The organism is Nonomuraea sp. NPDC049709 (assembly GCF_040674815.1).
In the GTDB taxonomy this organism is placed as follows: Bacteria; Actinomycetota; Actinomycetes; order Streptosporangiales; family Streptosporangiaceae; genus Nonomuraea.
Genome location: NZ_JBFANM010000053.1, coordinates 17164 through 40977, shown reverse-complemented (window position 1 = coordinate 40977; position 23814 = coordinate 17164). Strand labels below are relative to the sequence as shown.

The following is a 23814-nucleotide window of genomic DNA, read 5'->3' as shown; positions in this document are numbered from 1 at the left end:
CGAAACCTAGATTGGCGACCCCCGCGGTCATGTCGAAAATGTTTCGATGAGCTGACATTGGGAGGAGTGGACGAGCGGCATCGGTACGGTGCCGATCCACGACCGCCGGCCATCGCACCCAGTGATCAACGAGCCGCATCCCCAGCCCGCGGCACTCGAGTATGGAGATCAGCGTGGAGTCCAGGAAAACCTCTCGCCGTACCTTCCTCAGCCTCTCCATGGGCGTTCCCCTGGGAGCCGCCCTCGCCGCCTGCGGCGGCTCGGGGCCCACCCAAACCGGTGCGGGCGGCACCGGCACCGGCGCCACGAGCGGCGGCGGTGGCGCCGGTGCCACGTATTGGTACCTGTCGACCCAGCCGCAGGAAGGCGTGCGCACCAGGACCGTCGAGCGCCACAACCAGGCCAACCCGAACGGCAAGATCACCGGCACGACCTTCCAGAACGACGCGTTCAAGACGAAGATCAAGACGGCCATCGGGGCCGGTCAGGCGCCCACCCTCATCTGGGGCTGGGGCGGCGGCACGCTGCGCAGCTACGTGCAGGCCGGCCAGGTCGAGGACCTGACCTCGTGGTTCGACCAGAACGCCGCCGTCAAGGACAAGCTGTTCCCCTCCTCCTTCGGGGCGGCCACCATCGACGGCAAGATCTACGCGATGCCCTGCGAGACCTTGCAGCCGATCGTCCTGTACTACGACAAGCGGGCCTTCGACAAGATCGGCGCCGAGCCGCCCCAGACGTGGGGCGACATCCTGGACCTGGTGCCCAAGTTCAACGCCAAGGGCATCGCGCCGTTCTCCCTCGGCGGCCAGTCGCGCTGGACGAACATGATGTGGCTGGAGTTCCTCTTCGACCGCCTCGGCGGACCTGAGGTCTTCCAGGCCGTCTTCGACGGCGAGAAGGACGCCTGGAACAACCCGCTCGCGATCCAGGCCCTGGGCGAGGTGCAGAAGCTGGTCAAGGCCAACGGGTTCGTCAAGGGCTTCTCCTCGATCACCGCCGACTCCAACGCCGACCAGGCGCTGCTGTACACCGGCAAGGCCGCCATGATGCTGCACGGCGGCTGGACGTACGGCAGCATGTCCACCGACGGCGGCGACTTCGTCTCCGGCGGCAACCTCGGTTACATGAACTTCCCGCCGATCGACGGCGGCAAGGGCGACCCCGGCAACACCGTCGGCAACCCCGGCCAGTACCTCTCGATCTCCTCCAAGGCCACGGCCGAGCAGAAGGAGATCGCCAAGAAGTTCTTCACCGGCGCGCTGACCGACGACACCGCGGTCAAGGACTGGGTCGGGACCGGCGCCGTCCCGATCATCAAGGGCGCGGACGCGCAGTTCGCCACCTCCAAGGACAAGGACTTCCTGACCTTCGTCTACAACATCGCCGTCAACGCCAAGACCTTCGCGCAGTCCTGGGACCAGGCGCTCAGCCCGACCGCCGCCGAAGTGCTGCTGGACAACATCTCCAAGCTGTTCCAGCTGTCGATCTCGCCGCAGGAGTTCGCCACGAACATGAACGCGGTCATCGGCAAGTGAGCGCCGTCACGACCACCGCCAGGCCCGCGGCTCGCGCGGGCCGTGGCGGCTCACTGGGATGGATGACCATCCCGGCACTCGTGTTCTTCCTCGGTTTCGCCGTGATCCCCCTGGTCGGGGTGCTCGCTCTCAGCTTCGCGCAATGGGACGGGCTCGGTGCGATCAGCATCGCGGGCTTCGACAACTGGGCGGCGATCCTGAGCGACCCGGGCCTGCCGCACGCGCTCTGGGTGACGTTCCTCCTCATGGCCGTGTCGTGGGCGGTCCAGACGCCGGCGAGCATCCTGATGGGCGCGTTCCTGGCCGGGCAGCACCGTTACCGGGCGGTCCTGTCGGTCCTGTTCTTCATCCCGCTGCTGCTCAGCTCCGCGGCCCTCGCGATCACGTACAAGGCGCTGCTCGACCCGAACTTCGGGCTCGGCGCGGGCCTGGGGATCCGCATCCTCGTCCAGGACTGGCTGGGCGAGCCGATCCTCGCCTTCAGCGTGGTGATCTTCGTGGTGTCCTGGCAGTACATCCCGTTCCACTCGCTGATCTACCAGGGCGGCATCCGCCAGATCCCGCGCTCGATGTACGAGGCCGCGGAGCTGGACGGCGCGGGCCGGGTGCGCAGGTTCTTCAGCATCACGCTGCCGCAGCTCAAGTACACGATCATCACGTCCTCGACGCTGATGGTGGTCGGGTCGCTGACCCTCTTCGACCTGATCTTCGTGCTGACCGCGGGGGGCCCCGGCGACGCCACCCGGGTGCTCGCGGTCGACATGTACAAGCGCGGCTTCATGGCCAATCTCATGGGCCCGGCCAGCGTGATCGCGATCATCCTCGTCCTCGTCGGCCTCGCCCTGTCGCTGCTGCTGCGCCGGCTCGGCGGCCGCGACTCCAGTCACAGCCAGCTAGAAGGGGCCTGACGCATGACGACCGCCCCCACCACCAGGGCCCCGGAGCAGCTCGGCACCGCCAAGGCCGACCCGCGCCACCGCCGCAGCACCTCGCGCGGCAAGGAGCGCCCCAACTACCTGGCCGGGTTGACCAGCGTCCTGTGGCTGCTGATCGTGGTCGTGCCGATCTACTGGATCGTCATCACGAGCTTCAAGTCCCAGTCGCGCTACTACCTGGAGAACCCGTTCGCCCCGCCGTCGGAGCCGACGCTGGTGAACTACCGGCTGGTCATCGAGTCGGACTTCGTGCAGTACTTCATCAACAGCGTCATCGTCACGATCGGCGCCGTGGTGCCCGCCGTGGCGGTCAGCTTCATGGCGGCGTACGCGATCGTGCGCAGCGGCGGCCGGAACAGGCTGCTGCGCTGGACGAACTCGCTGTTCCTCATGGGGCTGGCCATCCCGCTGCAGGCCACGATCATCCCGGTCTACCTGATCATCATCCAGCTCGGCCTGTACGACTCGCTGATGGCGATGATCCTGCCGTCGATCGCGTTCGCGATCCCCCTGTCGGTGCTGGTCCTGTCGAACTTCATCAGGGATGTGCCGAAGGACCTGTTCGAGTCGATGCGGATCGACGGCGCGACCGAGCGCGGGATGCTCTGGCGGCTGGCGTTCCCGCTGGCCCGCCCGGCCGTGGTGACGGTGACGATCTACAACGCGCTGCACATCTGGAACGGGTTCCTGCTGCCGCTGGTGCTCACGCAGAGCCCGGACAAGCGCGTGCTGCCGCTGGCGCTGTGGTCCTTCCAGGAGGAGTACAGCATCAACGTGCCCGCCGTCCTGGCCTCGGTCGTGCTTACCACGCTCCCCATCCTCGTCCTGTACGTGGTGGGCCGCCGCCAGCTCCTCAGCGGCCTGACCGCGGGCTTCAGCAAGTAGTGAGAGCAGTCTCGTGGCGGCGCAGGTGCTCGATGTTCATCTCGTAGAAGCGATCGTCGCCGCGGGCGATGTGGTCGGCGAAGGCCGCGTCGCCCGCGGCGGCACGCTCCCGCATGAAGCCGACCAGATGCTCCAGGCGCTTGATCGCGGTCTTCGCCAGCGCCTGCCGGGCGGCCTCGCCGAGCTCGTACGCGTCGGCGAACAGCCGCAGCCGCCGCGCCTGCTCCGCCACCGGGATCCCGTCGCCGTCACTCGGATCGTGCAGGGGGACGAACCGGTAGGCCGCGTAGGCCACGTCCCAGACGCGCGGTCCCGGGTGCGCCGTGTCGAAGTCGATGAACGCGACCGGCCGGCCCTCCCTGACCACGCAGTTGTACGGGGCCACGTCCCCGTGGCAGATCACCTCGGCCGGCTCGACCGCCGGGAAGTACCAGTCACCCTCGCGGGAGAGGCCGACCGTGGCGTCGTGGTATTCGCGCAGCAGCCGGGCCACGGCCACCAGCACCTCATCGGCGCGCACCCATGCGGGCAGCGGGTAGTCGGCGGTCACGCCCGGCACGAAGTCGAGGACCTCCCGCCCCTGCCCGTCGATCCCGTGGCTCCTCGGCGCGCCGGTGAACCCGCGCTCGGCCAGGTGGCGCAGCAGCCCGTGCACGGCCGGGGTCCAGGGGCCCGCCGGCCTGCGCACCGTGTCGCCCACCCGGACCACGTGATTGACGCCGCCGCCGGTCAGCACCTCTTCGCCGGGCACCGCCCCTCCTTGATCGCGTCCGGCCAGTGTGCCACGCGTCGCGGGGCCGTCGCTCCCCATTTTTCACCAGGTAGACCGGTGCACGGGCGCCATGGACGCACCGCCCGAGGACTTCCCGTGGTGCTCGCGGTGGAGGACGCTCGAGACCTGGGCGAAGGCGCTCAGGTCGCTCGCGTGATCATCGCCGCGCCCGGAAGGCCACGGCCGTCGTGGAGGTGATCGCCGTCACGAGCACGACCGTGAGCAGGACGCTGTTCAGCGGGTTCCGCCGCCGCGCCGGCGGCTCGAGGCGCTTGACGCGCGACCGGGCCGACGGCGTGGGGGCCGGGGTGGGCTCGGGCGTCGGCGAGGGGAGCACCCGGACCGGCACCACGGGCGGCGCAACCGGCGGCGCGGCCGCGCGCACCTCGCGGGGCCCGCGGCGGGGGCACTCCCCCACCACGACGCCGCCCGAGCACACCCCGTCGTGGTAGACGGTCACCTGCGGCACCGTGACCTGGGGCGCCGCCCGTCTCCCGCGCGGCATCGAGATCGACACCCTGGGATCGGGCGAGCGCCGCACCGACACCCTCGGCACCTTCACCCGGGGGCCCACGGTGACGCCCCTGGGCGGGGCGGGCGGGCGCACGGACACCTTCGGCACCGGCCGGGGCGGCACCACCCGGCCGCCTCCCGGAACTGGACGAGGCCGCGCCACCCGACCAGCTCCGAGCACCGGACGGGGCCGCGCCACCCGGCTGCCTCCCGCCATCCGACGGGGCGGGGCCGGGCGGCCGGTTTCCGGCCCCCCGGCGAGCGCCATCCGGCTGACTTCCCGCGCCCCGCCGGGCCACGGCTCGCGGTCGGCAACGGCGGGGCCGGCCGCGGGGCCCGCGGCCGCCGCGATCAGGGCGGCGGCCAGCAGCAGCGGCGCGCGCCTGACGGCCACGGTCACAACCCCCCGGCGATCCGCGCGAACTCGTCCAGCGCCCCCTGGAACGCCTCCGACCCGACCGCCAGCGGCCCGGCGAACGCGTGCGAGATGTCCCAGGTCAGGTAGATGCCGAAGCCGAGCAGCGCCGCCGTGGCGACCAGCGGCAGCATCGCCAGCCCGCGCGGCCTGGCCCCGGCCAGGAACGGGAAGACGATGACCAGCACGCCGGTGAGGATCGTCAGGAGCAGCAGCCCCTCGGGCGGCGTCGCGGCGGCGTCGGCGGTGCGCTGCGCGCGCGCCGTGGAGATGGCGCTGATGTGCTCCAGCACGGTCTCCTTGGCGTCCTCCTCGTCGCCGTCGCGGGTCTGGAGCTCGTTGACGCGGCCGCGCAGGTCGTCCATCCGCTCGGCGCCGAGCGGGTGCATCTTGCCCTCGGCCATGAGCGGCCACTCGTCCCGCACCACGAACGTGACGTAGTCACGCAGCGACCTGCGCACCTCCTCGGGCGCCGAGCCGGGCAGGTCGGAGGCCGCCCAGTAGGCGTCGACCGCGGACTGGCTCTCGGCGTGGGTGTTGAGCCGGGCGGCGTCGGCGGTGGTCCACGGCACGATGATCGCGATGGCGAACACCAGCAGGAACATGGCCGACAACATCGCCCCCGCGTGCGCGGCGGACGGGCCGTTGGGGTCGCGGTCCTCGCCGGCTCTCTTCACCCGCCTGAACACCAGCGCGGTGAGCGCCACCGCACCCACCGCCGCCAATATCGAGAGCGTGTACGCCACCATGAAGATCTCCCGGATCTCTTCGGATACGCAGTGTCACATTACTATCACACAGCGCAATGATGGCGTCAGGCCCCTGAAAGGTAAAGTCCCGGGCAAGCCCGCTCCCGCTCCCGCCCGCTCCGCGGCGAATAATCGATCGCCCGGACGATCACGAGCTCCTATCGTGTCGGCATGCCGTCCTACTCGCACCCGCTGGCCTGGCTCCTGGGCCTGGAAGGGGTCGCGCTGCTGCGCGCGCAGGCCGGTGATCTGGGCGACGCCGCCTTCGTGGAGCGGCGGATCGCCGAGATCCGCAGGCTGGTCACCGACCCGGATCCGGCGCTGGGCGAGGGCGCGGCCGTCGGCCGGGCCACCACCGTGGAGGGGTACGCGCGGTGGGCCGGCACCTACGACCACCCGGGAAACCCGCTGATCGCGCTGGAGGAGCCCCTGGTGCGGCGCATCCTGTCCGCGCTGCCCGCGGGCCGGGCCCTGGACGCCGCCTGCGGCACCGGCCGGCACGCCGCGTTCCTGGCCGGGCTCGGCCACGAGGTCGTCGGCGTCGACTCCTCGCCCGAGATGCTCGCCCTGGCCCGGGCGAAGGTGCCGGACGGCGAGTTCCACGAGGCGGACCTGCGCCGCCTGCCGGTCGGGTCCGCGGGCTTCGACGTGGTGGTCTGCGCGCTGGCGCTGACCCACCTGCCGGCCCTCGGCCCGCCGCTGGCCGAGCTCGCCCGCGCCGTCCGGCCGGGCGGGCACGTGGTGCTGTCGGACATCCATCCGCTGTCGCTCTACCTGGGCGGAGTGGCCACGGTGGCGGGGCCGGACGGCGCCGTCTCGGCCATGCCGGCCGGCCGGTTCCTGGCCGCCGACTACATCGCGGCGATCCTGGAGGCGGGGCTGGAGATCCTGGCCTGTCACGAGCCCCGGTGGGGCGCGCTGCCCGGCGGGCACGGCGGCCCGCTCGCCCAGCGGTGGTGTGCCGAGGCCGCGGCGGTGGCGTACGAGGACACCCCCGGGCTGATCGTCTGGCATCTCCGCCGCCCCTGACCCGGAAGGCGCCCCGGGGGCAGCCCCCACGCCTGCGCGCGTGAGCCGTGCGGCCCGCACGGCTACGCACGAGGAGCCGCCGGACCCGGCGCCGGTTCGGCGCGGTCTGGTGGGGGCGCGCGTCAGGGTTCGTCCCAGGGATTACCCGGGGTGTGCGGCTCTTCGAGCAGCCGCAACAGCTCCAGCCAGCCGTGGAACGGCACGGCACGGTCCGCGTCCTCACGAGTGACCAGCCCGTGGACGCCGTCCGCACCGTACTCCAGCTCCACGATGAACCGCATCGCGCCTCCCGGCTCACCCGCGAGCGTAAGAGGCCCGCCCCGGGACGGCATCCTGGGGATGACCCCTGATTTTCGCGCGGCCCCTGGACAGGTAGATAGGCAACTCTTACTTGAGGCTCCGGCCGTCCCGCGCAACCGTGGGATTCCCCGGGATGCGGAGGCCGCCATGGCTGAGCCGATCGCGACGTTCGTCGGGCGAGATCAGGAGCTCCGGCACCTGGCGGAGGAGTTCGGGCGCGCCCGTACCGGGCTGCCGCGGCTGGTGGTGGTGGAGGGGCCGGCCGGGATCGGGAAGACGACGCTGATCCACCGGTTCCTGGAGCGGTGCGGGACGGCGAACGTGCTGTTCACCGATGGTGACGAGGGCGAGGTGCTGCTCCCGTACGGGACGCTGGTCAGGTTGTTCGGCGGGCCGGGCGGGCTGCCGCGGCGGCTGGCCGCGCTGGCGCCCGGGCTCGACGACCCCGCCGCGCTGCCGGACCCGCTGGCGGTCGGGGCGGCCCTGCTGGACGTGCTGAGCGAGCGGCAGCTCGGCGAGCCGCTCTGCCTGGTCGTCGACGACGTGCACTGGGCGGACGAGCCGACGTTGCGGGCGCTGACGTTCTGCCTGCGCCGGCTGCGCGTGGACCGGGTGCTGACGGTGCTCATGCTGCGCGACGCGGCCGCGCTGTCGGGTCCCGAAGGGCTGGTGCGGCTCGTCGCCGCGCGCTCCACCCGGTTGCGGCTGCCGGGGCTGCGGGCACCCGAGGTGGAGGCTCTGGTCAGCGGCCTGGTCGGCGGCCCGGTGTCGCGGCGGGGGCTGGCGCGGCTGGTCGCGCACACCGAGGGGGTGCCGCTGCACCTGCGGGCGCTGCTGGAGGAGGTGCCCCCGGCGGCACTGGACGACCTGGGGCAGCCGCTGCCGGCGCCGCGCTCGTACGCGCTGCTGGTGCTGGGCAAGGTGGCCAGGTGCGCGCCGCCGGTGCGGGAGCTGGTCAGCGCGGTGAGCGTGCTGGGCCTGTCGGCCCCGCTGCACCTGGCCGCCCGGGTGGCCCGGGTGGAGGAGCCGCTGCAGGCGCTGGAGCAGGCGGTGCGCGAGGGGGTGCTGCTGGAACGCTCTTCCACGCGGGGCGCGGTGGCGGCGTTCCCGCATCCGCTGGTCCGCGCGGCCGTCTACCGCGACCTCGGCCCGGCGCACCGCTCGGCGCTGCACGCGCGGGCGGCGCTGGTGGCCGAGGGCGAGCAGGCGCGGCTGCGGCACCGCATCGAGGCGGTGTCGGGCCCGAACCCGGAGCTGGCCGCCGAGCTGGCGGAGCTGGGCCGGGCACACCAGCAAGATCCAGGCGCCGATGGACTGAGCCGCCGGCGTACGCCCGCCGTTCCGCTCCCGGCTGGACGGATTGCGACCGCTGACCACGGCCCTTCACCATATGTCCAACCGATTGCTGATATTTCCGAAATCTGGGGACCATGGGGGCGTGAATCTCAACGGTCGTAAATTCGTGATGGTGAGCTCGACGGCGAGCACGGTGAACCCCGACAGCCCCACGGCGTTCGAGTACTGGGAGACGGACGGGGTGGTGTGGGGCAGCTACACCGGCGACACCGTGACCGAGGGACGCTTCGTCGGCACCCGCGACGGCGACCGGGTCTCCATCTCCTACGTGCACGCCCTGGTGGCCGGGGGCACGGCGGGCGGGAAGAGCAGCAGCCGCATCGAGACCGGGGACGACGGGCTGCTGCGCCTGGTGGAGGAGTTCACCTTCGAGGGGGACGACACGCCGCACGTCAGCGTGTGCGCCGAGGTCGCCTGACCCCGCCCCATCCGTCACATCCGCCTGTCAGCCGTCCTTGCGCAGGGCGGCCCGGCCCTCGGCGGCCCCGACGAAGCGCATCTTGCCGAGCGGCACGTCGCCCTGCGCCTCCTGGGCGGGCCGCCGCTGGGGACGGGCCTGGTCGCGGTCGCTGGGCAGCACGTACGGCCGCCTGAGCACCTCGTCCAGGATGAACACCGTCTCCGTCGCCTTGACCGCCGGGATGTTGGCCAGCCGGTCGGTCACCATGGTGTGCACCGCGGCCACGTCGGACACGCGTACCTGGATCATCGCGTCGTGCTGGCCGGTGGTGATCGCGCAGTACTCCACCTCCGGCATCCTGGCCAGCTCGGCCCTGAACTGCTTCCACATCTGCTGGCGCACGGTCACGAAGATCAGCGCCGTGATGCCGAGCCCGGTCCTGACATGGTCGATCTCGGCGGTGAACCGCTTGATCGCGCCGTCCGCGCGCAACGCCTCGAACCGGGTGTAGGCGTTGGCCCGGGAGATGCCCACCCGCTCGGCCAGCGCGGCGACCGAGATCCTGCCGTTCTCGCGCAGGACCTCGAGGATCTTCATGTGGATGTCGTCCAGCTCGAGACCGATACCGATCCGTCCAGCCTGACCACCGCCGCCGACACCATTCCTGGAAATATCACTCATCATTACCTCATCGACCTTTATATACGTCTCGCCGACCGCACAGGACCTGGACGTTCTGCCGGACAATCCTCGACATCCTTCTGCTGAACGTCCAATCTTGGAGGACCAACATGGCGACCCGCTCGCAGACGGCGGCTGTACTGCTCGCCGGTGCACTCGCCCTCGCCGCCTGCGGAAGCGGCGGCGGCACCTCCCCGGCCCCCGGCGCTTCCGGGGCCTCCGGGGGCAAGACCCTCGTCATCGACACGTCCTTCGACCTCAAGACGGCCGACCCCGGCCGCACCTACGAGCCGACGGGCCTCATCGTCGGCAAGGCGCTCTACGAGACGCTGCTGACCTTCGACGGCGCCGACGTGACCAAGCCGGTGCCGGCGCTGGCCGAGTCGTACGAGCTGTCCGAGGACGGCAAGACGCTGACGCTCAAGCTGAAGCAGGGCGCCACCTTCGCCGACGGCTCGCCGGTGACGGCCGACGACGTGGTCTTCTCGCTGACGCGCGTGCGTGACATGAAGGGTACGCCGTCGTTCCTGCTGGACGGCGTCGAGGTGGCCAAGACCGACGACACGACGATCACGCTGACGTCGAAGGCGGCCAACCCGGCCCTGCCGTACATCCTGCCGAACCCGGCCCTCGGCATCATCAACAGCAAGCTCGCCAAGCAGAACGGCGCCACCACCGACCCGCAGGACAAGGCCGAGCAGTACCTGAACGCCAACTCGGCCGGCTCGGGCCCGTACCAGATCGAGTCGTTCAACGTGAGCAGCCAGGTCACGCTCAAGGCGAACCCGAAGTACTACGGGACCAAGCCCGCCTACGACAAGATCGTCCTGCGCAACGTCGAGGCCGCCACCCAGAAGCTGAACGTCCAGCGCGGCGACAGCCAGGTGGCGCTCAACCTGTCGGGTGACCAGGTCACCGGCATGCCCGCGACCCTGCAGGTCAAGAAGACGGCCTCGGCGAACGTCATCTTCCTGCTGGCCAACCAGGACTCCGCGATCAGCAAGACCACGACGAACGCCAAGTTCGTCGAGGCGGTGCGCAAGGGCGTGGACTACACGGGGCTGCTGGAGCTGGCCGGCGAGGGCTCCACGCAGGCGCCGGGCGTCATCCCGTCGCAGCTGCTCGGCGCGCTGCCCGCCGACCAGGGGGCCAAGCGGGACGTCGAGGGCGCCAAGGCCGCGCTGGCCGCCAGCGGCCTGTCGAACCCGACCGTCAAGCTGGAGTACCCGAGCGAGCTGACCGTGAACGGCCTGTCGTTCCAGCCGCTGGCCGAGCGCGTCCAGGCCAACCTCAAGGAGGTCGGCATCACGGTGGACCTGCAGCCCGCGCCGGTCACCACGGCCCTGGACAACTACCGCAACGGCAAGGAGGAGATGGGCCTGTGGTACTGGGGCCCCGACTACCCCGACCCCAGCGACTACCTGGCCTTCCTCCCAGGCAAGACGGTGGGCCTGCGGGCCGGCTGGAAGGAGGGCGCGGCCAAGGAGATCGAGGCCGCGGGCGAGAAGGCCGCGGCGGCGATCGGTGACGACGCCCGTACGGCCGCCTACGTCGACGTCCAGACCAAGCTCAACGCGTCCGGGCCGTTCATCCCGCTGATCCAGCCGGGCCAGAACATCGTGACGGCCGCGTCGGTGACCGGGCTGGAGTACCACCCGGTGTGGACGGTGGACGTCGCCGACCTCGGCGTGAAGTAGGGATTGCGAGGTGTCCGAATCCCCGGATCCGGCGGGCACGCCGCCCGCCGGCCCGGCACCCGCGCGGGCGCGGCGGCCGCGGGCGCATCCGCTGGCGCGGTTCCTGGTGCGCCGCATCCTGCTGGCCGTGCTGATGGCCTGGGGCATCACCCTGGTGACGTTCGTCCTGACGAACCTCGTGCCGGGCGACCCCGTGGCCGCCAACCTCGGCCAGCGGGCCCTGGGCGACCCGGCCATCGTGGCGCAGTGGCGGGCCGAGCACGGCCTGGACAAGCCGCTGTGGCAGCAGTACCTCATCCACCTGCAGGGCCTGGTCCAGGGTGACCTGGGCACGAGCCAGCAGAGCCACCGCCCGGTCAGCCAGGACCTGGCCGAGTTCGTCCCGGCGACGCTGGAGCTGGCGGGCGCGGCGATCCTGGTCTCGCTCGTGCTGGGCGTGGCGTTCGGGGTCGTGGCCGCGCTGCGCCGGGACCGGCTGGCGGACCACGCGCTGCGGGTGCTGAGCCTCATCGGCATCTCCGTGCCGACGTTCTGGCTGGCGCTGGTGGCGTTCTACATCTTCTTCTACCGGCTGCAGCTCACCCCGGGCAGCGGCCGGGTGGACGCGGCGCTCGGCTCGGCCCCGCCCGTGACCGGGCTGCAGACGATCGACGCGCTGCTGGCCGGGCGGTGGGACATCTTCTCCTCCGCCGTCGGCCACCTGATCACGCCCGCCCTGGTGCTGGCGCTCTACACGATCGGGCTGCTCACCCGCTTCACCCGCTCGGCGGTGCTGGAGGTGCTGGGGCAGGACTACGTGCGCGCCGCCAGGGCCAAGGGCCTGCCGGGCCGGACGATCCTCTTCCGGTACGTCCTGCGCTCCGCCCTGGTGCCCATCATCACCGTGGCGGGCCTGGCCTTCGGCAGCCTGCTGTCCGGCACCGTGCTGGTCGAGGCCATCTTCGCCTGGCCCGGCGTCGGCCAGTACGCCTACAAGAGCGCCACCACCCTCGACCTGCCCGCCGTCATGGGCGTCGGCCTGGTCGTGGGCGTCGTCTACCTGGTCATCAACCTGATCGTGGACGTCCTGTACGGCGTCATCGATCCCCGAGTGAGGCTGCAATGAGACGGCGGGACCCCCTCGCCCGCAAGGGGCTGCTGCGGCGGCTGCCCGAGGCGTGGCGGCAGCCGCTGGCGATCGTCGGCGGCGTGCTGGCCGTGGCCTGGCTCGTCATCGCGCTGGCCGCGCCCCTGCTGGCGCCGCACGACCCGCTCGCCCAGGAGCTGCCGCGGCTGGCGCCTCCCGGGCCCGGCCACTGGTTCGGCACCGACCAGCTCGGCCGCGACATCCTCAGCCGGGTCATGTACGGGGCGCGCGTGTCGATCCCGCTGACGCTGCTGCTGGTGGCGCTGTCGGTGCTGATCGGCGGGCTGCTCGGCGCGTGCGCCGGCTACTTCGGCCGGTGGGTCGACGAGACGATCATGCGGGTGGCGGACCTGGTGTTCGCGTTCCCGACCGTGATCCTGGCCATGGTGGTGGCCGCGGCGCTGGGCGCGAGCCTGACGAACGCGGTGCTGGCCGTGCTGGTCGTCGCCTGGCCCGCCTACGCCCGGGTGACGCGCGGGCTCGTGCTGGGGGTGCGGGAGCGGGAGTTCGTGCTGAGCGGGCGGCTGCTGGGCTTCTCGGTGTGGCGCTCGCTGCGGGTGGACGTGCTCCCCAACGTGACGGGGCCCGTCCTGGTGCTGGCCACCCTGGACATCGGCACCGCGCTGCTGCTGCTGTCCGGGCTGTCGTTCCTGGGCCTGGGTGCCAAGCCGCCCTCCCCCGAGTGGGGCGCGATGGTGGCCTCCGGCGTGGAGGTCTTCGACAGCTGGTGGGTGGCGACGTTCCCGGGGCTGGCGATCCTGACGGTGGTGCTGGCGTTCAACTTCCTCGGCGACACCCTGCGGGACGCCCTCGACCCCCGTACCGCTCGCGCGATCAAGGAGCGTGCGCTGTGACGCTGGACATCCGCGATCTGAAAGTGTCGATCGGCGGCAAGGAGATCCTGCGCGGCGTCGACCTGCGGCTGGCGGCCGGCCGCGTGCACGGGCTGGCCGGGGAGAGCGGGTCGGGCAAGACGATGACCGGCCTGGCCACGCTGGGCCTGCTGCCGCACGGCGCCCGCGTGTCGGGGACGATCGCGCTCGGCGAGCGCGACCTGCTGGCCCTGCCGCCCAAGGAGCTGAACCGGGTGCGCGGCGGCGAGGTCGCCATGGTCTTCCAGGACCCGGCGACCAGCCTGCACCCGATGCTGACCATCGGCAAGCAGCTCACCGAGCACATGCGCCACCACCTCCGCCTGGGCAAGGCCGAGGCGCGGGCGCGGGCGGTGGAGCTGCTCGGCAAGGTCCGCATCCCGGGGCCGGAGGAGGCGTACGGGCGCTTCCCGCACCAGTTCTCCGGCGGGATGCGGCAGCGCGTCGCGATCGCCATCGCGCTGGCCTGCTCGCCCAAGGTGCTGATCGCGGACGAGCCGACCACCGCCCTGGACGTGACCGTGCAGGCGGGCGTGCTGCGGCTGCTGCGCGGGCTCTGCGACGAGCTGGGGCTGGCCGTGCTGCTGGTCACGCACGACCTCGGGGTCATGTCGGCGGTGGCGGACGAGGTCAGCGTGATGAAGGACGGCCTCGTCGTGGAGTCGGGGCCGCGCGGCCGGGTGCTGCGCGAGCCGGCGCACGCCTACACGAGATCGCTGCTGGACTCGCTACCCGATGCGGAGACGTCATGAGCCTGCTGACCATCGACGACCTGGTCGTCGAGCACCGCTCCCCCGGCCGTCCCGTGGTGCGGGCGGTCGCGGGGGCCAGCCTGGCGGTCGGCCCGGGCGAGGTCGTGGGGCTGGTCGGCGAGTCCGGGTGCGGCAAGTCGACGCTGGCCCGCGCGGTCTGCGGGCTGAACCCGATCAGCGCGGGCTCGATCGCGTTCGACGGGCAGCCGGTCACGCCGCTCGGGCTGCGGCGCAGGAAGCTGACCGGGATCCAGATGGTGTTCCAGGACCCGTACGCGTCGCTGAACCCCCGCCGGCGGGTGGGCGACCAGATCGCCGACGGGCTGCGCACCGCGCGGGACACCGCCACCTCCCCCGCCGACCTGCTGGAACGCGTCGGCCTGCCGCGCGACTTCGCGGGGCGGCACCCGCACGAGTTCTCCGGCGGGCAGCGGCAGCGCATCGCCATCGCCAGGGCGCTGGCCGCGCGGCCGCGGCTGCTGATCGGCGACGAGCCGATCTCGGCGCTGGACGCCTCCGCGCAGTCGCAGGTGGCCAGGCTGATGCGGGACCTGGCGGTGGAGTCGGGCGCGGGCCTGCTGTTCATCAGCCACGACCTGTCCGTGGTGCGGCTGATCGCGGACCGGATCGCGGTCATGTACCTCGGCAAGATCGTCGAGGTGGGCGACACGGCCAAGGTGTGGGCCGATCCGCGGCACCCGTACACGAAGGCGCTGCTGGGGGCCATCCCCAAGCCGGACGGGCTGGGCGTGCTGCCGGCGGAGCTGCCCGGGGACGTGCCGGATCCGGCGAACCCGCCGGGCGGGTGCCGGTTCAGCCCGCGCTGCCCGCTGGTGATGGACATGTGCCGCGAGAAGGAGCCGGACTTCGGGCCGGTCGCCTGCTGGCTGCACGAGCCGAAGTGAGCCCGCGGCCGCACGACGGAGCCGCGCCGCAGGAGCCCGCGGCCCGGGACGACCGGCCCCCGGTCCTGGAGGACCTGCCGCCGCGGGCCACCCTCACGGCGGGGGACGCCCTCACGGTGCCGGACGGCCTGGCCGCTGAGCGGTTGGCGGCCGTGCGGGAGGCGATGGCCGATGCCGGGGTGGACGCGATCGTGCTGCGGCCCTCACCCGACTACCGGTTCCTGGGCGGGGGCACGGGAGAAGGCGGTGCGGGCGCCTTCCTCGTGGTGACGGCCGACGCGGTGGCCGAGACCGCCGATCCGGCCGGGGTGGTGCCCGAGAGGGCGCGGCGGGTCGGGGTGGACCCGGAGATGCGGGTGCGGGAGCTGTTCGGGCTGGCGATCGAGGCCGAGCTCGTGCCCGCCTCCTCTGTGCTGGCGCCGCTGCGGCTGCGTAAGGAGCCGTTCGAGGTCGAGGCCGTCGCACGGGCGGCCGCCGCCGCGGAAGGGGTGCTGGGGCAGGCGCGGGAGCTGGCCTGGTTCGGGGCGACCGAGCGGGCGATGGCCCACCGGCTGCGGCTGCTGATGGTGGAGTCGGGCTGCGAGGACGTGGTGGCGCTGCGGGTGGCGGCGGGCGAGCACACGGCCCGGCCCGCGCACGTGCCCGGCGAGCGGGTGATCAACCCCGGCGACGCGGTGACGGTGTCGGTGTGCGGGCGGTGGGGCGGCTACTGCGCCGAGTCGGCCAGGGTGTTCGCCGTGGCCGAACCTCCGGAGGACTTCGAGGCGATGTACTCGGTGGTGCTGGCGGCGCACCGGGCGGGACTGGCCGCGATCCGCCCCGCCGCGCCGGTGGCCGAGGTGGCCAGGGTGATCGGCGAGGTGATCGACGGCAGCGGCTACGGGCGGTTCGCGGCGGCGCACGTCGGCCGGGGTGTCGGGCTGGGGCCCGACGAGGGGCCGCGTACCGGCGAGGACACCGTGCTGGCGGCCGGGATGACGTTCTGCCTGGAGCCGGCCATCTACGTGCCCGACCTGTTCGGCGCCCGGGTGGCGGACGTGGTGGCCTGCGCGGAGGCCGGCCCGGAGACGGGTGCGGTGGTTCTGGGGTCCAGCCCGCACACCCTGCACGTCCTCGACCGCTGACCCCGGAGGGCACTCGGTCGCCTCCGGCTGTGCCCGAGCTGCCCGCGCTTCGCGGGTAACGGTGTGTGATGGTTCGCGGCAAAGGGTAGTCAACCAACATGCTGCGCATCGGCACATGGAGGTCTGCCGAGTCGGTCGATGTCGTCGCCTGCGGCTGGCACGACAGCGGCCCTGGAGCCCTCGCGACGGGCATCAAGCTCATTTACGGGACGGGCGGCCGGGTGCCGGAGCTCCCCGGGCTGCGCGTCGGCGCCCTGCCCGCACAGGGCGCCGAGGAGATCGCCGAGCTGCTGTGCCAGGGGCTGGACGTGGTGCTCACCGCTCCCGGCTGCTGCCCGGCCGCGCCCGTGGTGGCGGCGGGGATGTGGCACTACGGCTGGACGCGGGGCGACGTCGGGGCGCTGGCGGGGGCGACCGTTGCGGGGCTGGCGATGGCGGCGCAGGCGGGCCCGTGCTCGGTGGAGATCTGGCGCGACGGCCGCAGCTCGCTCGACGGCCACGTGACCGCCGCGGCCGTGCGCGCGCGCCTGGCGGCCCGCTTCCCGGGTGGCCGCTACCGCACGCCGGAGGTCACGGTGCCGCTGGAGTCCGTACGCCTGAGCCAGGAGGCGCCCAGCCGGATCCGCATCGCCCTGCGCGCCGGATCCCGCTGAGCCCGTACGCGCCGCCGCCCGCGGGACGCGTACGGGTGACAACCTCCCCCGCAGGCGGTGAGGCGATGCTACGAAAGACCGCCGCCCTCTTGGTGGTCCCGGACGAATCCCGGCGACCGGCGATGGCATACCGTCGCCATGGGATGTCCGTGAGGGGAAGGGTTGGCACGTTGATCGAGGTCAGGGAGCTCCACGAGCTGGCGGAGCTCGAACGGGTCTACGCGCTGTTCGACGGCATCTGGCACTTCGGCGCCGGCGACCCGCCCATCACCCTGGAGCTGATGCGGGCGCTCGCGCACGCGGGCGGCTACGTGGCCGGCGCCTTCGACGGCGAGCGCCTGGTGGGTGCCTCGGCCGGCTTCCTGGCGACGGGAGGCGCCCTGCACTCGCACGTCACCGGCACGCTGGCCGGCCGCGGCATCGGGTTCCAGCTCAAGCAGCACCAGCGCCGCTGGGCCCTCGCGCGCGGGCTGGAGCGGATCACCTGGACCTACGACCCCCTGGTCCGCCGCAACGCGCACTTCAACCTGGCCAAGCTGGGCGCCCGGCCGCTGGAATACCTGCCGTGCTTCTACGGCGTCATGGAGGACGCGATCAACCAGGGTGACGAGTCCGACCGGGTGCTCGCCTCCTGGCCGCTGACCGCGCCGCACGTGGAGGCGCTGGCGCGGCGGGAGCCGCGCGTCGCGCCGGTCCCCGATGACGCGGTGGTGGCGCTGGCCGACGAGGGCGGGCGGCCGGTGACGGTCCCGGGGGTGGCGGACGCCGGGACCGTGCTGGTCGCGGTGCCGGCCGACATCGAGGCGCTGCGCCGCGCCGACCCGGGGACGGGCAAGGCGTGGCGGCACGCCGTACGTGATGTGCTGGGCGGTTTGATGGCGGAGGGCCGCCGGGTCACGGGGTTCGCCGGGAAGTCGTACTACGTAGTGGAGAAGATGTGAAGATCACTGGAGTAGAGCTGCGCCGGATCGCGATGCCGCTCGTGGCGCCGTTCCGTACCTCGTTCGGCACCGAGACGTCCCGCGACGTCCTGCTGGTCAGGGTCGTGACGCCGGACGCCGAGGGCTGGGGCGAGTGCGTGGCCATGTCCGAGCCGCTCTACTCCTCCGAGTACGTCGAGGGCGCCGCCGAGGTGATCCGGCGTTTCCTGCTGCCCGCACTGCCGAAGACCCTCGACGTGCATGACGTGGGCCGGGCCCTGGAGCCGATCAAGGGCCACCGTATGGCCAAGGCGGCGCTGGAGACGGCGGTGCTGGACGCCCAGCTCAGGGCGGCGGGCGAGTCGTTCGGCCGCTTCCTCGGCGCCGCCCGGCCGCGGGTGCCGTGCGGGGTGTCGGTCGGCATCATGGACTCGGTCCCGCAGCTCCTGGACGCCGTGGGGGGCTACCTGGAGGAGGGGTACGTCCGCATCAAGCTGAAGATCGAGCCCGGCTGGGACGTCGAGCCGGTCCGGGCCGTGCGCGAGCGGTTCGGCGACGACGTGCTGCTCCAGGTGGACGCGAACGCCGCCTACTCGCTGACCGACGCCCGCCGCCTGGCCCGGCTGGACGCGTTCGACCTGCTGCTGATCGAGCAGCCGCTGGCCAACGACGACCTGGTCCAGCACGCCAAGCTGGCCACGCAGCTGAAGACGCCGATCTGCCTGGACGAGTCGATCGAGTCGGCCGAGCACGCCGCCGCCGCGATCGCGCTCGGCTCGTGCTCGATCGTCAACATCAAGCCGGGCCGGATCGGCGGCTACCTGGAGGCCCGCCGCATCCACGACCTGTGCCGGGCGAACGGGATCGCGGTGTGGTGCGGCGGCATGCTGGAGACGGGGCTCGGCCGGGCGGCGAACGTGGCGCTGGCCGCCCTGCCGGGCTTCACGCTGCCCGGCGACACCTCCGGGTCGCGGCGCTACTACGCGACCGACATCACCGAGCCGTTCGAGCTGGTGGACGGGCACCTGGAGGTGCCGGCCGGGCCGGGCCTGGGGGTCGAGCCGATCCCGTCCGTGCTCGACGAGGTGACGACCTCGACGGAGTGGATCACCCTCTGAGCCTGGGCACCGCGGCCAGCAGGGCGCGGGTGTAGTCGTGCGCGGGCTCGCCGACGACCTGCTCGGTGGGCCCGACCTCGACCAGCCGGCCGTGGTGCATGACGGCCACCACGTCGGCGACATACCTGACCACGGCCAGGTTGTGCGAGATGAACAGCATCGCCAGCCCCAGCTCGTCGCGCAGCCCGCGCACCAGGTTGAGCACCGCGCCCTGCACGGACACGTCGAGCGAGCTGGTGATCTCGTCGGCGACCAGCAGCCCGGGGTCGCCGCCGAGGGCGCGGGCGATCGCGACGCGCTGGCGCTGCCCGCCCGACAGCTCGCGCGGGTAGCGGCCGGCCAGCTCGGCGGGCAACCGGACGAGGCCGAGCAGCCGCTCCACCTCGCCGGCGCCGGCGCCCTCCGCGATGGTCTGGGCGACGGTCATGCGGGGGTCGAGCGAAGCGTACGGGTCCTGGAACACCATCTGCACGCGGCGGGCGCCCTCCACGGTGCCGGTGTGGGGGACGAGCCCGCACACCGCCCGGGCCAGCGACGACTTGCCGGACCCCGACTCGCCGACGAGCCCGACGACGCTGCCGTCGGGGATCTCCAGGGTGACGTCGTCCACGGCGGTGAAGGCGCCGAAGCGCACGCTCAGGTTCTTGATGATCATTTGACCTCCCAGCAGGCGACCCGCTGGGCGGGGCCGTGGGCGACGAGTTCGGGGCGCTCGTCCCGGCACCGGTCGGTGGCCAGGGCGCAGCGGGGGGCGAAGGCGCAGCCGGAGCCGACCTGCGCGGGCGCCGGCTGGGTGCCGGGGATGCCGGCCAGCGGCAGGGAGCGGTCGGTGTCGAGGTCGGGCAGGGAGGCGATCAGCGCCTTCGTGTACGGGTGCGCGGCCCCGGCGGCGAGCCGGTCGGCGGGCAGCTCCTCCACCACGCGCCCGGCGTACATGACCACGACCCGGTCGCACAGCTCCCCCACGACGGCGATGTCGTGCGAGATGAACAGGCTCGCCGCGCCCGTCTCCTCGACCACCTCGCGCAGCAGCCGCAGGATCTGCCGCTGCACGGTCACGTCCAGGGCGGTCGTGGGCTCGTCGGCGACGATCAGGCGCGGCGTGCCCATGAGGCCCATCGCGATCACGGCACGCTGCCGCATGCCGCCGGACAGCTCGTGCGGGTGCTGCGCGGCCCGTCTCTCGGGCTCCGGCAGGTGGACGTGGCCGAGCCGGTCCACGGCGCGGCGGCGGGCCTCGGCGCGGCTCGCGCCCTGGTGCACGATGGCCACCTCGGCGAGCTGCCCGCCCACCTTGAGCGCCGGGTTGAGCGCGGCCAGCGGGTCCTGGAACACCATGGCGAGCGCGGTGCCGAGCTCGCGGTCGGACAGCGTGGCGACGTCCCTGCCGCCCAGGCGGAGCGCCGCGTACGTGACGGCCCCCGGATAGGGCACGAGCCCGCCGATGGCGCCGGCGGTCAGGCTCTTGCCGCTGCCGGACTCGCCCACCAGCCCGACGATCTCGCCGGGCGCCACAGTGAGCGACAGCTCCCGCACCGGGATGACGCCGCCGGGGAACGTGACGCTCAGGTCCCGCACCTCCAGCACCGCGTCCGGGTCGGGGGCGTCCTCCGTAACGGGCCCGGCCCGCCGCCCACGCTCGCTTCCCGGTACGGGAGCCCGCGCGGCGACCCTGGCCAGGGCGTCGCCCAGCAGGTTGAAGCCGATGCCGGCGAGCGCGATCGCGGCGGCGGGACCGAGCACCGCCTCGGGCGTGACGTAGATGCGCGGGAACCCGTCGAACAACACCCGCCCCCAGTCGAACTCCGGCGGCTGCACCCCGAGCCCCAGGAACGACATCCCGGCCAGGCCGAGCAGCGCGCCGCCGAGCGCCTGGGTGAGGTTGAGGATGAGCGGCTCGGCGATGTTGGGCAGCACGTGCCTGGTCAGGATGCGGCGGCGGGGCACGCCGAGCATGCGGGCGGCGGCGACGTAGTCGGCCCCCGCGACGGTGGCGGCCAGCGTCTGGGTGAGGCGGGCGAAGCCGGGCGCGATCGCCGCCCCGATGCCGAGCACCGCGCCACGCGCGCCGAGCCCGGCGACGACCGCCGTGAACATCGCGAGCAACAGCCCGGGGAAGGCCACCAGGGCGTTGACCGTGCCGGTGGCCAGCCGGGCGGCGCGCCTGGGCAGCACCGAGGGCAGCGTGCCCAGCACGACGCCGGCGACGGCGCCGATGAGCGTGGCCGCCAGGGCCAGCAGGAGCGAGTAACGGCCCGCCACCAGGACCCTGGCCAGCAGGTCGCGGCCCAGGTTGTCGGTGCCGAGCGGGTGCTCGGGCGAGGCGCCCTGGAGGATGGCGGCGGCGTCGATGCGCTCGGCGGCCGCGCCCCAGAAGATCGGCCCCACCACGGCCAGGATCGCCATGCCCACCACGATGACGGCCCCGGCCACCCCGGGCGCGTTCCTGCGCAACCGGCCGCGCGCCCCCGGCCCGTTCGCGCGCGGGCGGCCCGTGGTCCGCACCCTGTTTCCGAGCAGGGTCATCAGGCCTCCTTGATCGCGGACGTCGGGTCGAGGGCGCCCAGCGTCAGGTCGACGGCCAGGTTCCCCACCAGCACGATCGCCCCGTAGACCAGGATCACGCCCTGGGCCACCGGATAGTCCTTCTGGGTGATCGACTCGACGATCTTCAGTCCGAGTCCCGGCCAGGCGAAGACGTACTCGACCAGCACCCCGCCGGCGATGAGCGAGGTCAGCAGCAGCCCGCCGACGGTCAGGGTGGCCGTCAGCGTGTTGGGCAGCACGTGCCGCAGGTGCAGCCGGGCGGCGGGCAGGCGCTTGGCCCGGGCCAGCCGGACGTAGTCCTTGCCCAGCTCGCGCAGCGTCTCGACGCGCGAGATGCGGGCGATCATGGCGGCCGGGCCGGCCGCGAGGGCCAGCACGGGCAGCACGTACGTCATCGCCCCCGCCTTGCCCGCCGGCGGGAACCAGCCGAGCCCGATGGCGAAGACGGCCACGAGACCGATGGCGTACAGAACTCGGGCACGGCCACGGCGGTGCCGGTCGTGGCGCTGAAGGTGAGCTCGGTGCCGCGGTTGCGGCCGTTCTCGGTGCGCACGGCGGCCCACATGCCCAGGGGGACGGCCACCAGCAGGGACAGGGCCGTGGCGAGCAGGGCGAGCGTCAGGGTGTTCGGCAGGCGGGTCTGGATGACCTCCCCGACGGGCTCCCCCGTCAGGAACGAGGTCCCGAAATTTCCGGATAGGACGTTGGTGGCGTACGTGAAGAGCTGCTCCGGCAGCGGCCGGTCGAGGCCGAGCGCCGTCCGGCGCGCCTCGACCAGCTCCACGGGCGCGGCGGGCCCCAGCGCGGCACGTACCGGGTCGCCCGGGATGAGGTGGATCATCGCGAACGAGACCGCCATGAGCACGGCCAGCGACACCACGAACCGCATCACCCGCCGCATCACCCGCCGCACGCCTGCACGACCGGCCATTCAGCCTCCCTGCGCGAGGCGGATCGAGGTGGGCGCGAACAGCCCGGCGACCATCTGGTACGTGGCCCCCTTGGCGGCCTGCACCACCGTCGTCTCGACCACCGGCACCAGGTCCGCGCTCTCGAACAGCGCCGACTCGGCCGCCAGCCATTGCGCGCAGCCCTCGGCGGCCGGCTTCAGCGTGGCCTCGGCGACAAGGGAGTCGTACTTCTTGTTGGCCAGGTGCGCGAAGTTGGCGCCCTTGGGCGCGGCCGGGCCGGACAGGAAGCCGACGAGCTGGCTGGGCAGCGTGACGCCGATGGGCAGCCAGACGACGTCCCAGTCCTGGGTGGCGTTCAGCGACTCCGACAGCTTGGTGTCGATGGCGCCGTTCAGCTTCACCTCGGCGCCGGCCTTCTTCCAGGCGGCGGCCAGGTACTCGGCGGCGGCCTGCGTCCCGGCGCCCCGGGTGGTCGCGTACAGCAAGCGCAGGGTCAGCCGCTTGCCGTCCTTGACCCGCACGCCGTCGGGACCCGCCTTCCAGCCCGCCGCGTCGAGCGCCGCGGCGGCGGCCGCCGGGTCGTGGGCGGGCACGTGCCCGGTGACGGTGTCGCCCTGGCAGGGGCGCGGGTGCAGGACGAGGCCCGTGGGGGGCTTGCCGGTGCCGCTGGAGGCGATCCCGGCCAGCTCCTTCAGGTCGATGGCCTGGGTGAGCGCCTTGCGCACGACGGGGTCGCGGGTGGGCCGGTCGTCGCCCTGGTGGTAGAAGAACTGGCCGTTGGCGACCGGGATGACCTCCTTGGTGAGCCCGGGGGCGGCCTCCAGGCGGCTGCGGTCGGGGCCGTAGATGGTGGCGCCGTGGATGGTGCCGGAGACGAGGAGGTTGGCAGCGGTCTGCTCGTTCGGCACGACCTTCAGCACCACGGTCTCCGGCACGTCCTTGGCGGTGCCGCCGGACGGGCCCCAGGCGTACTCCCTGCGGGCCTTGAACGTGTAGTGGTCGCCCGGCACCGCCTCCGTGAGCCTGTAGGGGCCGCTGCCGGAGGTGCCGCGGGCCAGCAGGGAGCGGTCCTTGACGCCCTTGCCGCACACGACGTAGATCATGCGGGCGCTGTCCAGGATGAAGCTGAACGGGTTCGGCATGGACAGCGTCACCGTGCCGGCCGCGTCGTCGGCCGCGGCCTTCATGCCGGTGGGCACCAGCACGCCGTAGATGGGCGACTTGGTCGCCGGGTCGGCGATGTGGTTGACGCTGGCGGCCACGTCGGAGGGCGTGACCGGCGCGCCGTCGGAGCAGGTGGCGCCCTTGCGCAGGTTGAAGGTGACCTTGTCGGGCTCGACCGTCCATTTCTCCGCCAGGCCTGGCACGATCTTGCCGTCGGCCGTGACGCCGACCAGGGTGTCGTAGGCCAGCGAGAGCGTGGTGAGGGTGACGTTCAGGACGCCCGTGGCGGGGTCGAGCACGCCCGGGTCGGAGGGGAGCGCGTAGGTGAACGTGCCGCCCCCGGCCGGCTCGCCACCTCCTCCCGCTCCTCCGCAGGCGGCCGCGAGCAGGGCGAGTGCGGTGAGCGCCGCGGCTTGTGGTGTTCTCATGGGTACTCCAGACGAGCGTGGGGGGAG

Annotated in this window: 26 protein-coding genes; 16 read left to right on the top strand and 10 right to left on the bottom strand. The window is 72.8% G+C overall.

All coding sequences use genetic code 11. From position 1 onward, the window contains the following. Positions 1-173: 173 nt before the first annotated feature. From AB0J69_RS40860 to AB0J69_RS40850, 3 genes are all read left to right on the top strand, one after another. Positions 174-1535: an extracellular solute-binding protein gene (locus tag AB0J69_RS40860; RefSeq protein WP_364129333.1), complete on the top strand. Its 1362-nt coding sequence runs from the start codon at positions 174-176 to the stop codon at positions 1533-1535. A gap of 62 nt (positions 1536-1597) precedes the next feature. Beyond that, positions 1598-2443, top strand: a complete 846-nt coding sequence (locus tag AB0J69_RS40855) for a sugar ABC transporter permease (protein WP_364129330.1) — start codon at positions 1598-1600, stop codon at positions 2441-2443. A gap of 3 nt (positions 2444-2446) precedes the next feature. Further along, positions 2447-3355 (top strand): carbohydrate ABC transporter permease, encoded by a 909-nt coding sequence (locus AB0J69_RS40850; protein ID WP_364129327.1) that lies wholly within the window; start codon positions 2447-2449, stop codon positions 3353-3355. On the opposite strand, the gene AB0J69_RS40845 is transcribed toward AB0J69_RS40850, so the two are convergent. The 3 genes from AB0J69_RS40845 to AB0J69_RS40835 form a co-directional block, all read right to left on the bottom strand. Continuing rightward, positions 3345-4106, bottom strand: coding sequence for an aminoglycoside phosphotransferase family protein (locus AB0J69_RS40845; RefSeq protein ID WP_364129324.1), 762 nt, complete (start codon positions 4104-4106; stop codon positions 3345-3347). The genes AB0J69_RS40850 and AB0J69_RS40845 overlap by 11 nt on opposite strands. A gap of 178 nt (positions 4107-4284) precedes the next feature. Beyond that, positions 4285-5034 (bottom strand): hypothetical protein, encoded by a 750-nt coding sequence (locus AB0J69_RS40840; protein ID WP_364129321.1) that lies wholly within the window; start codon positions 5032-5034, stop codon positions 4285-4287. Between the two features lie 2 nt (positions 5035-5036). Beyond that, entirely contained in the window at positions 5037-5804 is a 768-nt protein-coding gene (locus tag AB0J69_RS40835; protein WP_364129319.1) for a hypothetical protein, read from the bottom strand. A 171-nt stretch (positions 5805-5975) separates the two neighbouring features. Here AB0J69_RS40835 and AB0J69_RS40830 point away from each other — a divergent pair, with 171 nt between their 5' ends. After that, positions 5976-6833, top strand: coding sequence for a methyltransferase domain-containing protein (locus AB0J69_RS40830; protein WP_364129316.1), 858 nt, complete (start codon positions 5976-5978; stop codon positions 6831-6833). A 122-nt stretch (positions 6834-6955) separates the two neighbouring features. On the opposite strand, the gene AB0J69_RS40825 is transcribed toward AB0J69_RS40830, so the two are convergent. Then, positions 6956-7114, bottom strand: coding sequence for a hypothetical protein (locus AB0J69_RS40825; protein ID WP_364129313.1), 159 nt, complete (start codon positions 7112-7114; stop codon positions 6956-6958). Between the two features lie 166 nt (positions 7115-7280). On the opposite strand from AB0J69_RS40825, the gene AB0J69_RS40820 reads away from it, so the two are divergent. Both AB0J69_RS40820 and AB0J69_RS40815 read left to right on the top strand, forming a co-directional pair. Continuing rightward, complete coding sequence (locus AB0J69_RS40820; protein WP_364129310.1) at positions 7281-8591, top strand: AAA family ATPase; 1311 nt, start codon at positions 7281-7283, stop codon at positions 8589-8591. Further along, positions 8572-8907: a hypothetical protein gene (locus AB0J69_RS40815; protein ID WP_364129308.1), complete on the top strand. Its 336-nt coding sequence runs from the start codon at positions 8572-8574 to the stop codon at positions 8905-8907. The genes AB0J69_RS40820 and AB0J69_RS40815 overlap by 20 nt, the downstream gene beginning before the upstream one ends. A gap of 27 nt (positions 8908-8934) precedes the next feature. Here AB0J69_RS40815 and AB0J69_RS40810 read toward each other — a convergent pair whose 3' ends face one another. Then, positions 8935-9486: an Lrp/AsnC family transcriptional regulator gene (locus tag AB0J69_RS40810; protein WP_364129306.1), complete on the bottom strand. Its 552-nt coding sequence runs from the start codon at positions 9484-9486 to the stop codon at positions 8935-8937. Between AB0J69_RS40810 and AB0J69_RS40805 the strand changes: the two genes are divergently transcribed. The 10 genes from AB0J69_RS40805 (at position 9487) to menC (ending at position 18737) form a co-directional block, all read left to right on the top strand. Then, positions 9487-9657 carry a hypothetical protein gene (locus AB0J69_RS40805; RefSeq protein ID WP_364129303.1) on the top strand — a complete coding sequence of 57 codons (171 nt, stop codon included), beginning with the start codon at positions 9487-9489 and terminating at the stop codon, positions 9655-9657. Between the two features lie 23 nt (positions 9658-9680). Continuing rightward, on the top strand, positions 9681-11267 hold the full coding sequence (locus tag AB0J69_RS40800; protein WP_364129301.1) for an ABC transporter substrate-binding protein: 1587 nt from the start codon (positions 9681-9683) through the stop codon (positions 11265-11267). Between the two features lie 10 nt (positions 11268-11277). After that, positions 11278-12372: an ABC transporter permease gene (locus tag AB0J69_RS40795; RefSeq protein ID WP_364129299.1), complete on the top strand. Its 1095-nt coding sequence runs from the start codon at positions 11278-11280 to the stop codon at positions 12370-12372. Further along, positions 12369-13247, top strand: a complete 879-nt coding sequence (locus tag AB0J69_RS40790) for an ABC transporter permease (protein ID WP_364129296.1) — start codon at positions 12369-12371, stop codon at positions 13245-13247. The genes AB0J69_RS40795 and AB0J69_RS40790 overlap by 4 nt, the downstream gene beginning before the upstream one ends. Then, the gene (locus AB0J69_RS40785; RefSeq protein WP_364129294.1) at positions 13244-14017 is read left to right on the top strand and encodes an ABC transporter ATP-binding protein; all 774 of its coding nucleotides are present in this window, start codon (positions 13244-13246) and stop codon (positions 14015-14017) included. Before AB0J69_RS40790 ends, AB0J69_RS40785 begins: the two co-directional genes overlap by 4 nt. Next, positions 14014-14922 carry an ABC transporter ATP-binding protein gene (locus AB0J69_RS40780; protein WP_364129292.1) on the top strand — a complete coding sequence of 303 codons (909 nt, stop codon included), beginning with the start codon at positions 14014-14016 and terminating at the stop codon, positions 14920-14922. The genes AB0J69_RS40785 and AB0J69_RS40780 overlap by 4 nt, the downstream gene beginning before the upstream one ends. Next, positions 14919-16046, top strand: a complete 1128-nt coding sequence (locus tag AB0J69_RS40775) for a M24 family metallopeptidase (protein WP_364129290.1) — start codon at positions 14919-14921, stop codon at positions 16044-16046. Before AB0J69_RS40780 ends, AB0J69_RS40775 begins: the two co-directional genes overlap by 4 nt. A 98-nt stretch (positions 16047-16144) precedes the next feature. After that, the gene (locus tag AB0J69_RS40770; protein WP_364129287.1) at positions 16145-16699 is read left to right on the top strand and encodes an acyclic terpene utilization AtuA family protein; all 555 of its coding nucleotides are present in this window, start codon (positions 16145-16147) and stop codon (positions 16697-16699) included. 149 nt (positions 16700-16848) lie between these two features. Then, complete coding sequence (locus AB0J69_RS40765) at positions 16849-17640, top strand: GNAT family N-acetyltransferase (protein ID WP_364129284.1); 792 nt, start codon at positions 16849-16851, stop codon at positions 17638-17640. After that, the gene (gene menC / locus AB0J69_RS40760; protein WP_364129281.1) at positions 17637-18737 is read left to right on the top strand and encodes an o-succinylbenzoate synthase; all 1101 of its coding nucleotides are present in this window, start codon (positions 17637-17639) and stop codon (positions 18735-18737) included. The genes AB0J69_RS40765 and menC overlap by 4 nt, the downstream gene beginning before the upstream one ends. Here menC and AB0J69_RS40755 read toward each other — a convergent pair. From AB0J69_RS40755 to AB0J69_RS40735, 5 genes are read right to left on the bottom strand one after another with little or no spacing between them, the layout of a single operon-like run. Further along, complete coding sequence (locus tag AB0J69_RS40755; RefSeq protein WP_364129278.1) at positions 18727-19392, bottom strand: ATP-binding cassette domain-containing protein; 666 nt, start codon at positions 19390-19392, stop codon at positions 18727-18729. The genes menC and AB0J69_RS40755 overlap by 11 nt on opposite strands. Continuing rightward, on the bottom strand, positions 19389-21263 hold the full coding sequence (locus AB0J69_RS40750; protein ID WP_364129275.1) for a dipeptide/oligopeptide/nickel ABC transporter permease/ATP-binding protein: 1875 nt from the start codon (positions 21261-21263) through the stop codon (positions 19389-19391). The genes AB0J69_RS40755 and AB0J69_RS40750 overlap by 4 nt, the downstream gene beginning before the upstream one ends. Next, positions 21263-21736, bottom strand: coding sequence for an ABC transporter permease (locus tag AB0J69_RS40745; RefSeq protein ID WP_364129272.1), 474 nt, complete (start codon positions 21734-21736; stop codon positions 21263-21265). Before AB0J69_RS40745 ends, AB0J69_RS40750 begins: the two co-directional genes overlap by 1 nt. Further along, positions 21676-22215 carry an ABC transporter permease gene (locus tag AB0J69_RS40740; protein WP_364129270.1) on the bottom strand — a complete coding sequence of 180 codons (540 nt, stop codon included), beginning with the start codon at positions 22213-22215 and terminating at the stop codon, positions 21676-21678. Before AB0J69_RS40740 ends, AB0J69_RS40745 begins: the two co-directional genes overlap by 61 nt. Next, positions 22216-23787, bottom strand: coding sequence for an ABC transporter substrate-binding protein (locus tag AB0J69_RS40735; protein WP_364129267.1), 1572 nt, complete (start codon positions 23785-23787; stop codon positions 22216-22218). Positions 23788-23814: the final 27 nt, after the last annotated feature.

Bases quoted from the DNA above. Each gene is read 5' to 3' on its own strand.
- AB0J69_RS40855 (WP_364129330.1), top strand. From the start codon at position 1,598: ATGACCATCCCGGCACTCGTGTTCTTCCTCGGTTTCGCCGTGATCCCC.
- AB0J69_RS40850 (WP_364129327.1), top strand. From the start codon at position 2,447: ATGACGACCGCCCCCACCACCAGGGCCCCGGAGCAGCTCGGCACCGCC.
- AB0J69_RS40835 (WP_364129319.1), bottom strand. From the start codon at position 5,804: ATGGTGGCGTACACGCTCTCGATATTGGCGGCGGTGGGTGCGGTGGCG.
- AB0J69_RS40830 (WP_364129316.1), top strand. From the start codon at position 5,976: ATGCCGTCCTACTCGCACCCGCTGGCCTGGCTCCTGGGCCTGGAAGGG.
- AB0J69_RS40825 (WP_364129313.1), bottom strand. From the start codon at position 7,114: ATGCGGTTCATCGTGGAGCTGGAGTACGGTGCGGACGGCGTCCACGGG.
- AB0J69_RS40820 (WP_364129310.1), top strand. From the start codon at position 7,281: ATGGCTGAGCCGATCGCGACGTTCGTCGGGCGAGATCAGGAGCTCCGG.
- AB0J69_RS40810 (WP_364129306.1), bottom strand. From the start codon at position 9,486: ATGAAGATCCTCGAGGTCCTGCGCGAGAACGGCAGGATCTCGGTCGCC.
- AB0J69_RS40800 (WP_364129301.1), top strand. From the start codon at position 9,681: ATGGCGACCCGCTCGCAGACGGCGGCTGTACTGCTCGCCGGTGCACTC.
- AB0J69_RS40790 (WP_364129296.1), top strand. From the start codon at position 12,369: ATGAGACGGCGGGACCCCCTCGCCCGCAAGGGGCTGCTGCGGCGGCTG.
- AB0J69_RS40780 (WP_364129292.1), top strand. From the start codon at position 14,014: ATGAGCCTGCTGACCATCGACGACCTGGTCGTCGAGCACCGCTCCCCC.
- AB0J69_RS40770 (WP_364129287.1), top strand. From the start codon at position 16,145: ATGCTGCGCATCGGCACATGGAGGTCTGCCGAGTCGGTCGATGTCGTC.
- AB0J69_RS40755 (WP_364129278.1), bottom strand. From the start codon at position 19,392: ATGATCATCAAGAACCTGAGCGTGCGCTTCGGCGCCTTCACCGCCGTG.
- AB0J69_RS40750 (WP_364129275.1), bottom strand. From the start codon at position 21,263: ATGACCCTGCTCGGAAACAGGGTGCGGACCACGGGCCGCCCGCGCGCG.
- AB0J69_RS40740 (WP_364129270.1), bottom strand. From the start codon at position 22,215: ATGGCCGGTCGTGCAGGCGTGCGGCGGGTGATGCGGCGGGTGATGCGG.
- AB0J69_RS40735 (WP_364129267.1), bottom strand. From the start codon at position 23,787: ATGAGAACACCACAAGCCGCGGCGCTCACCGCACTCGCCCTGCTCGCG.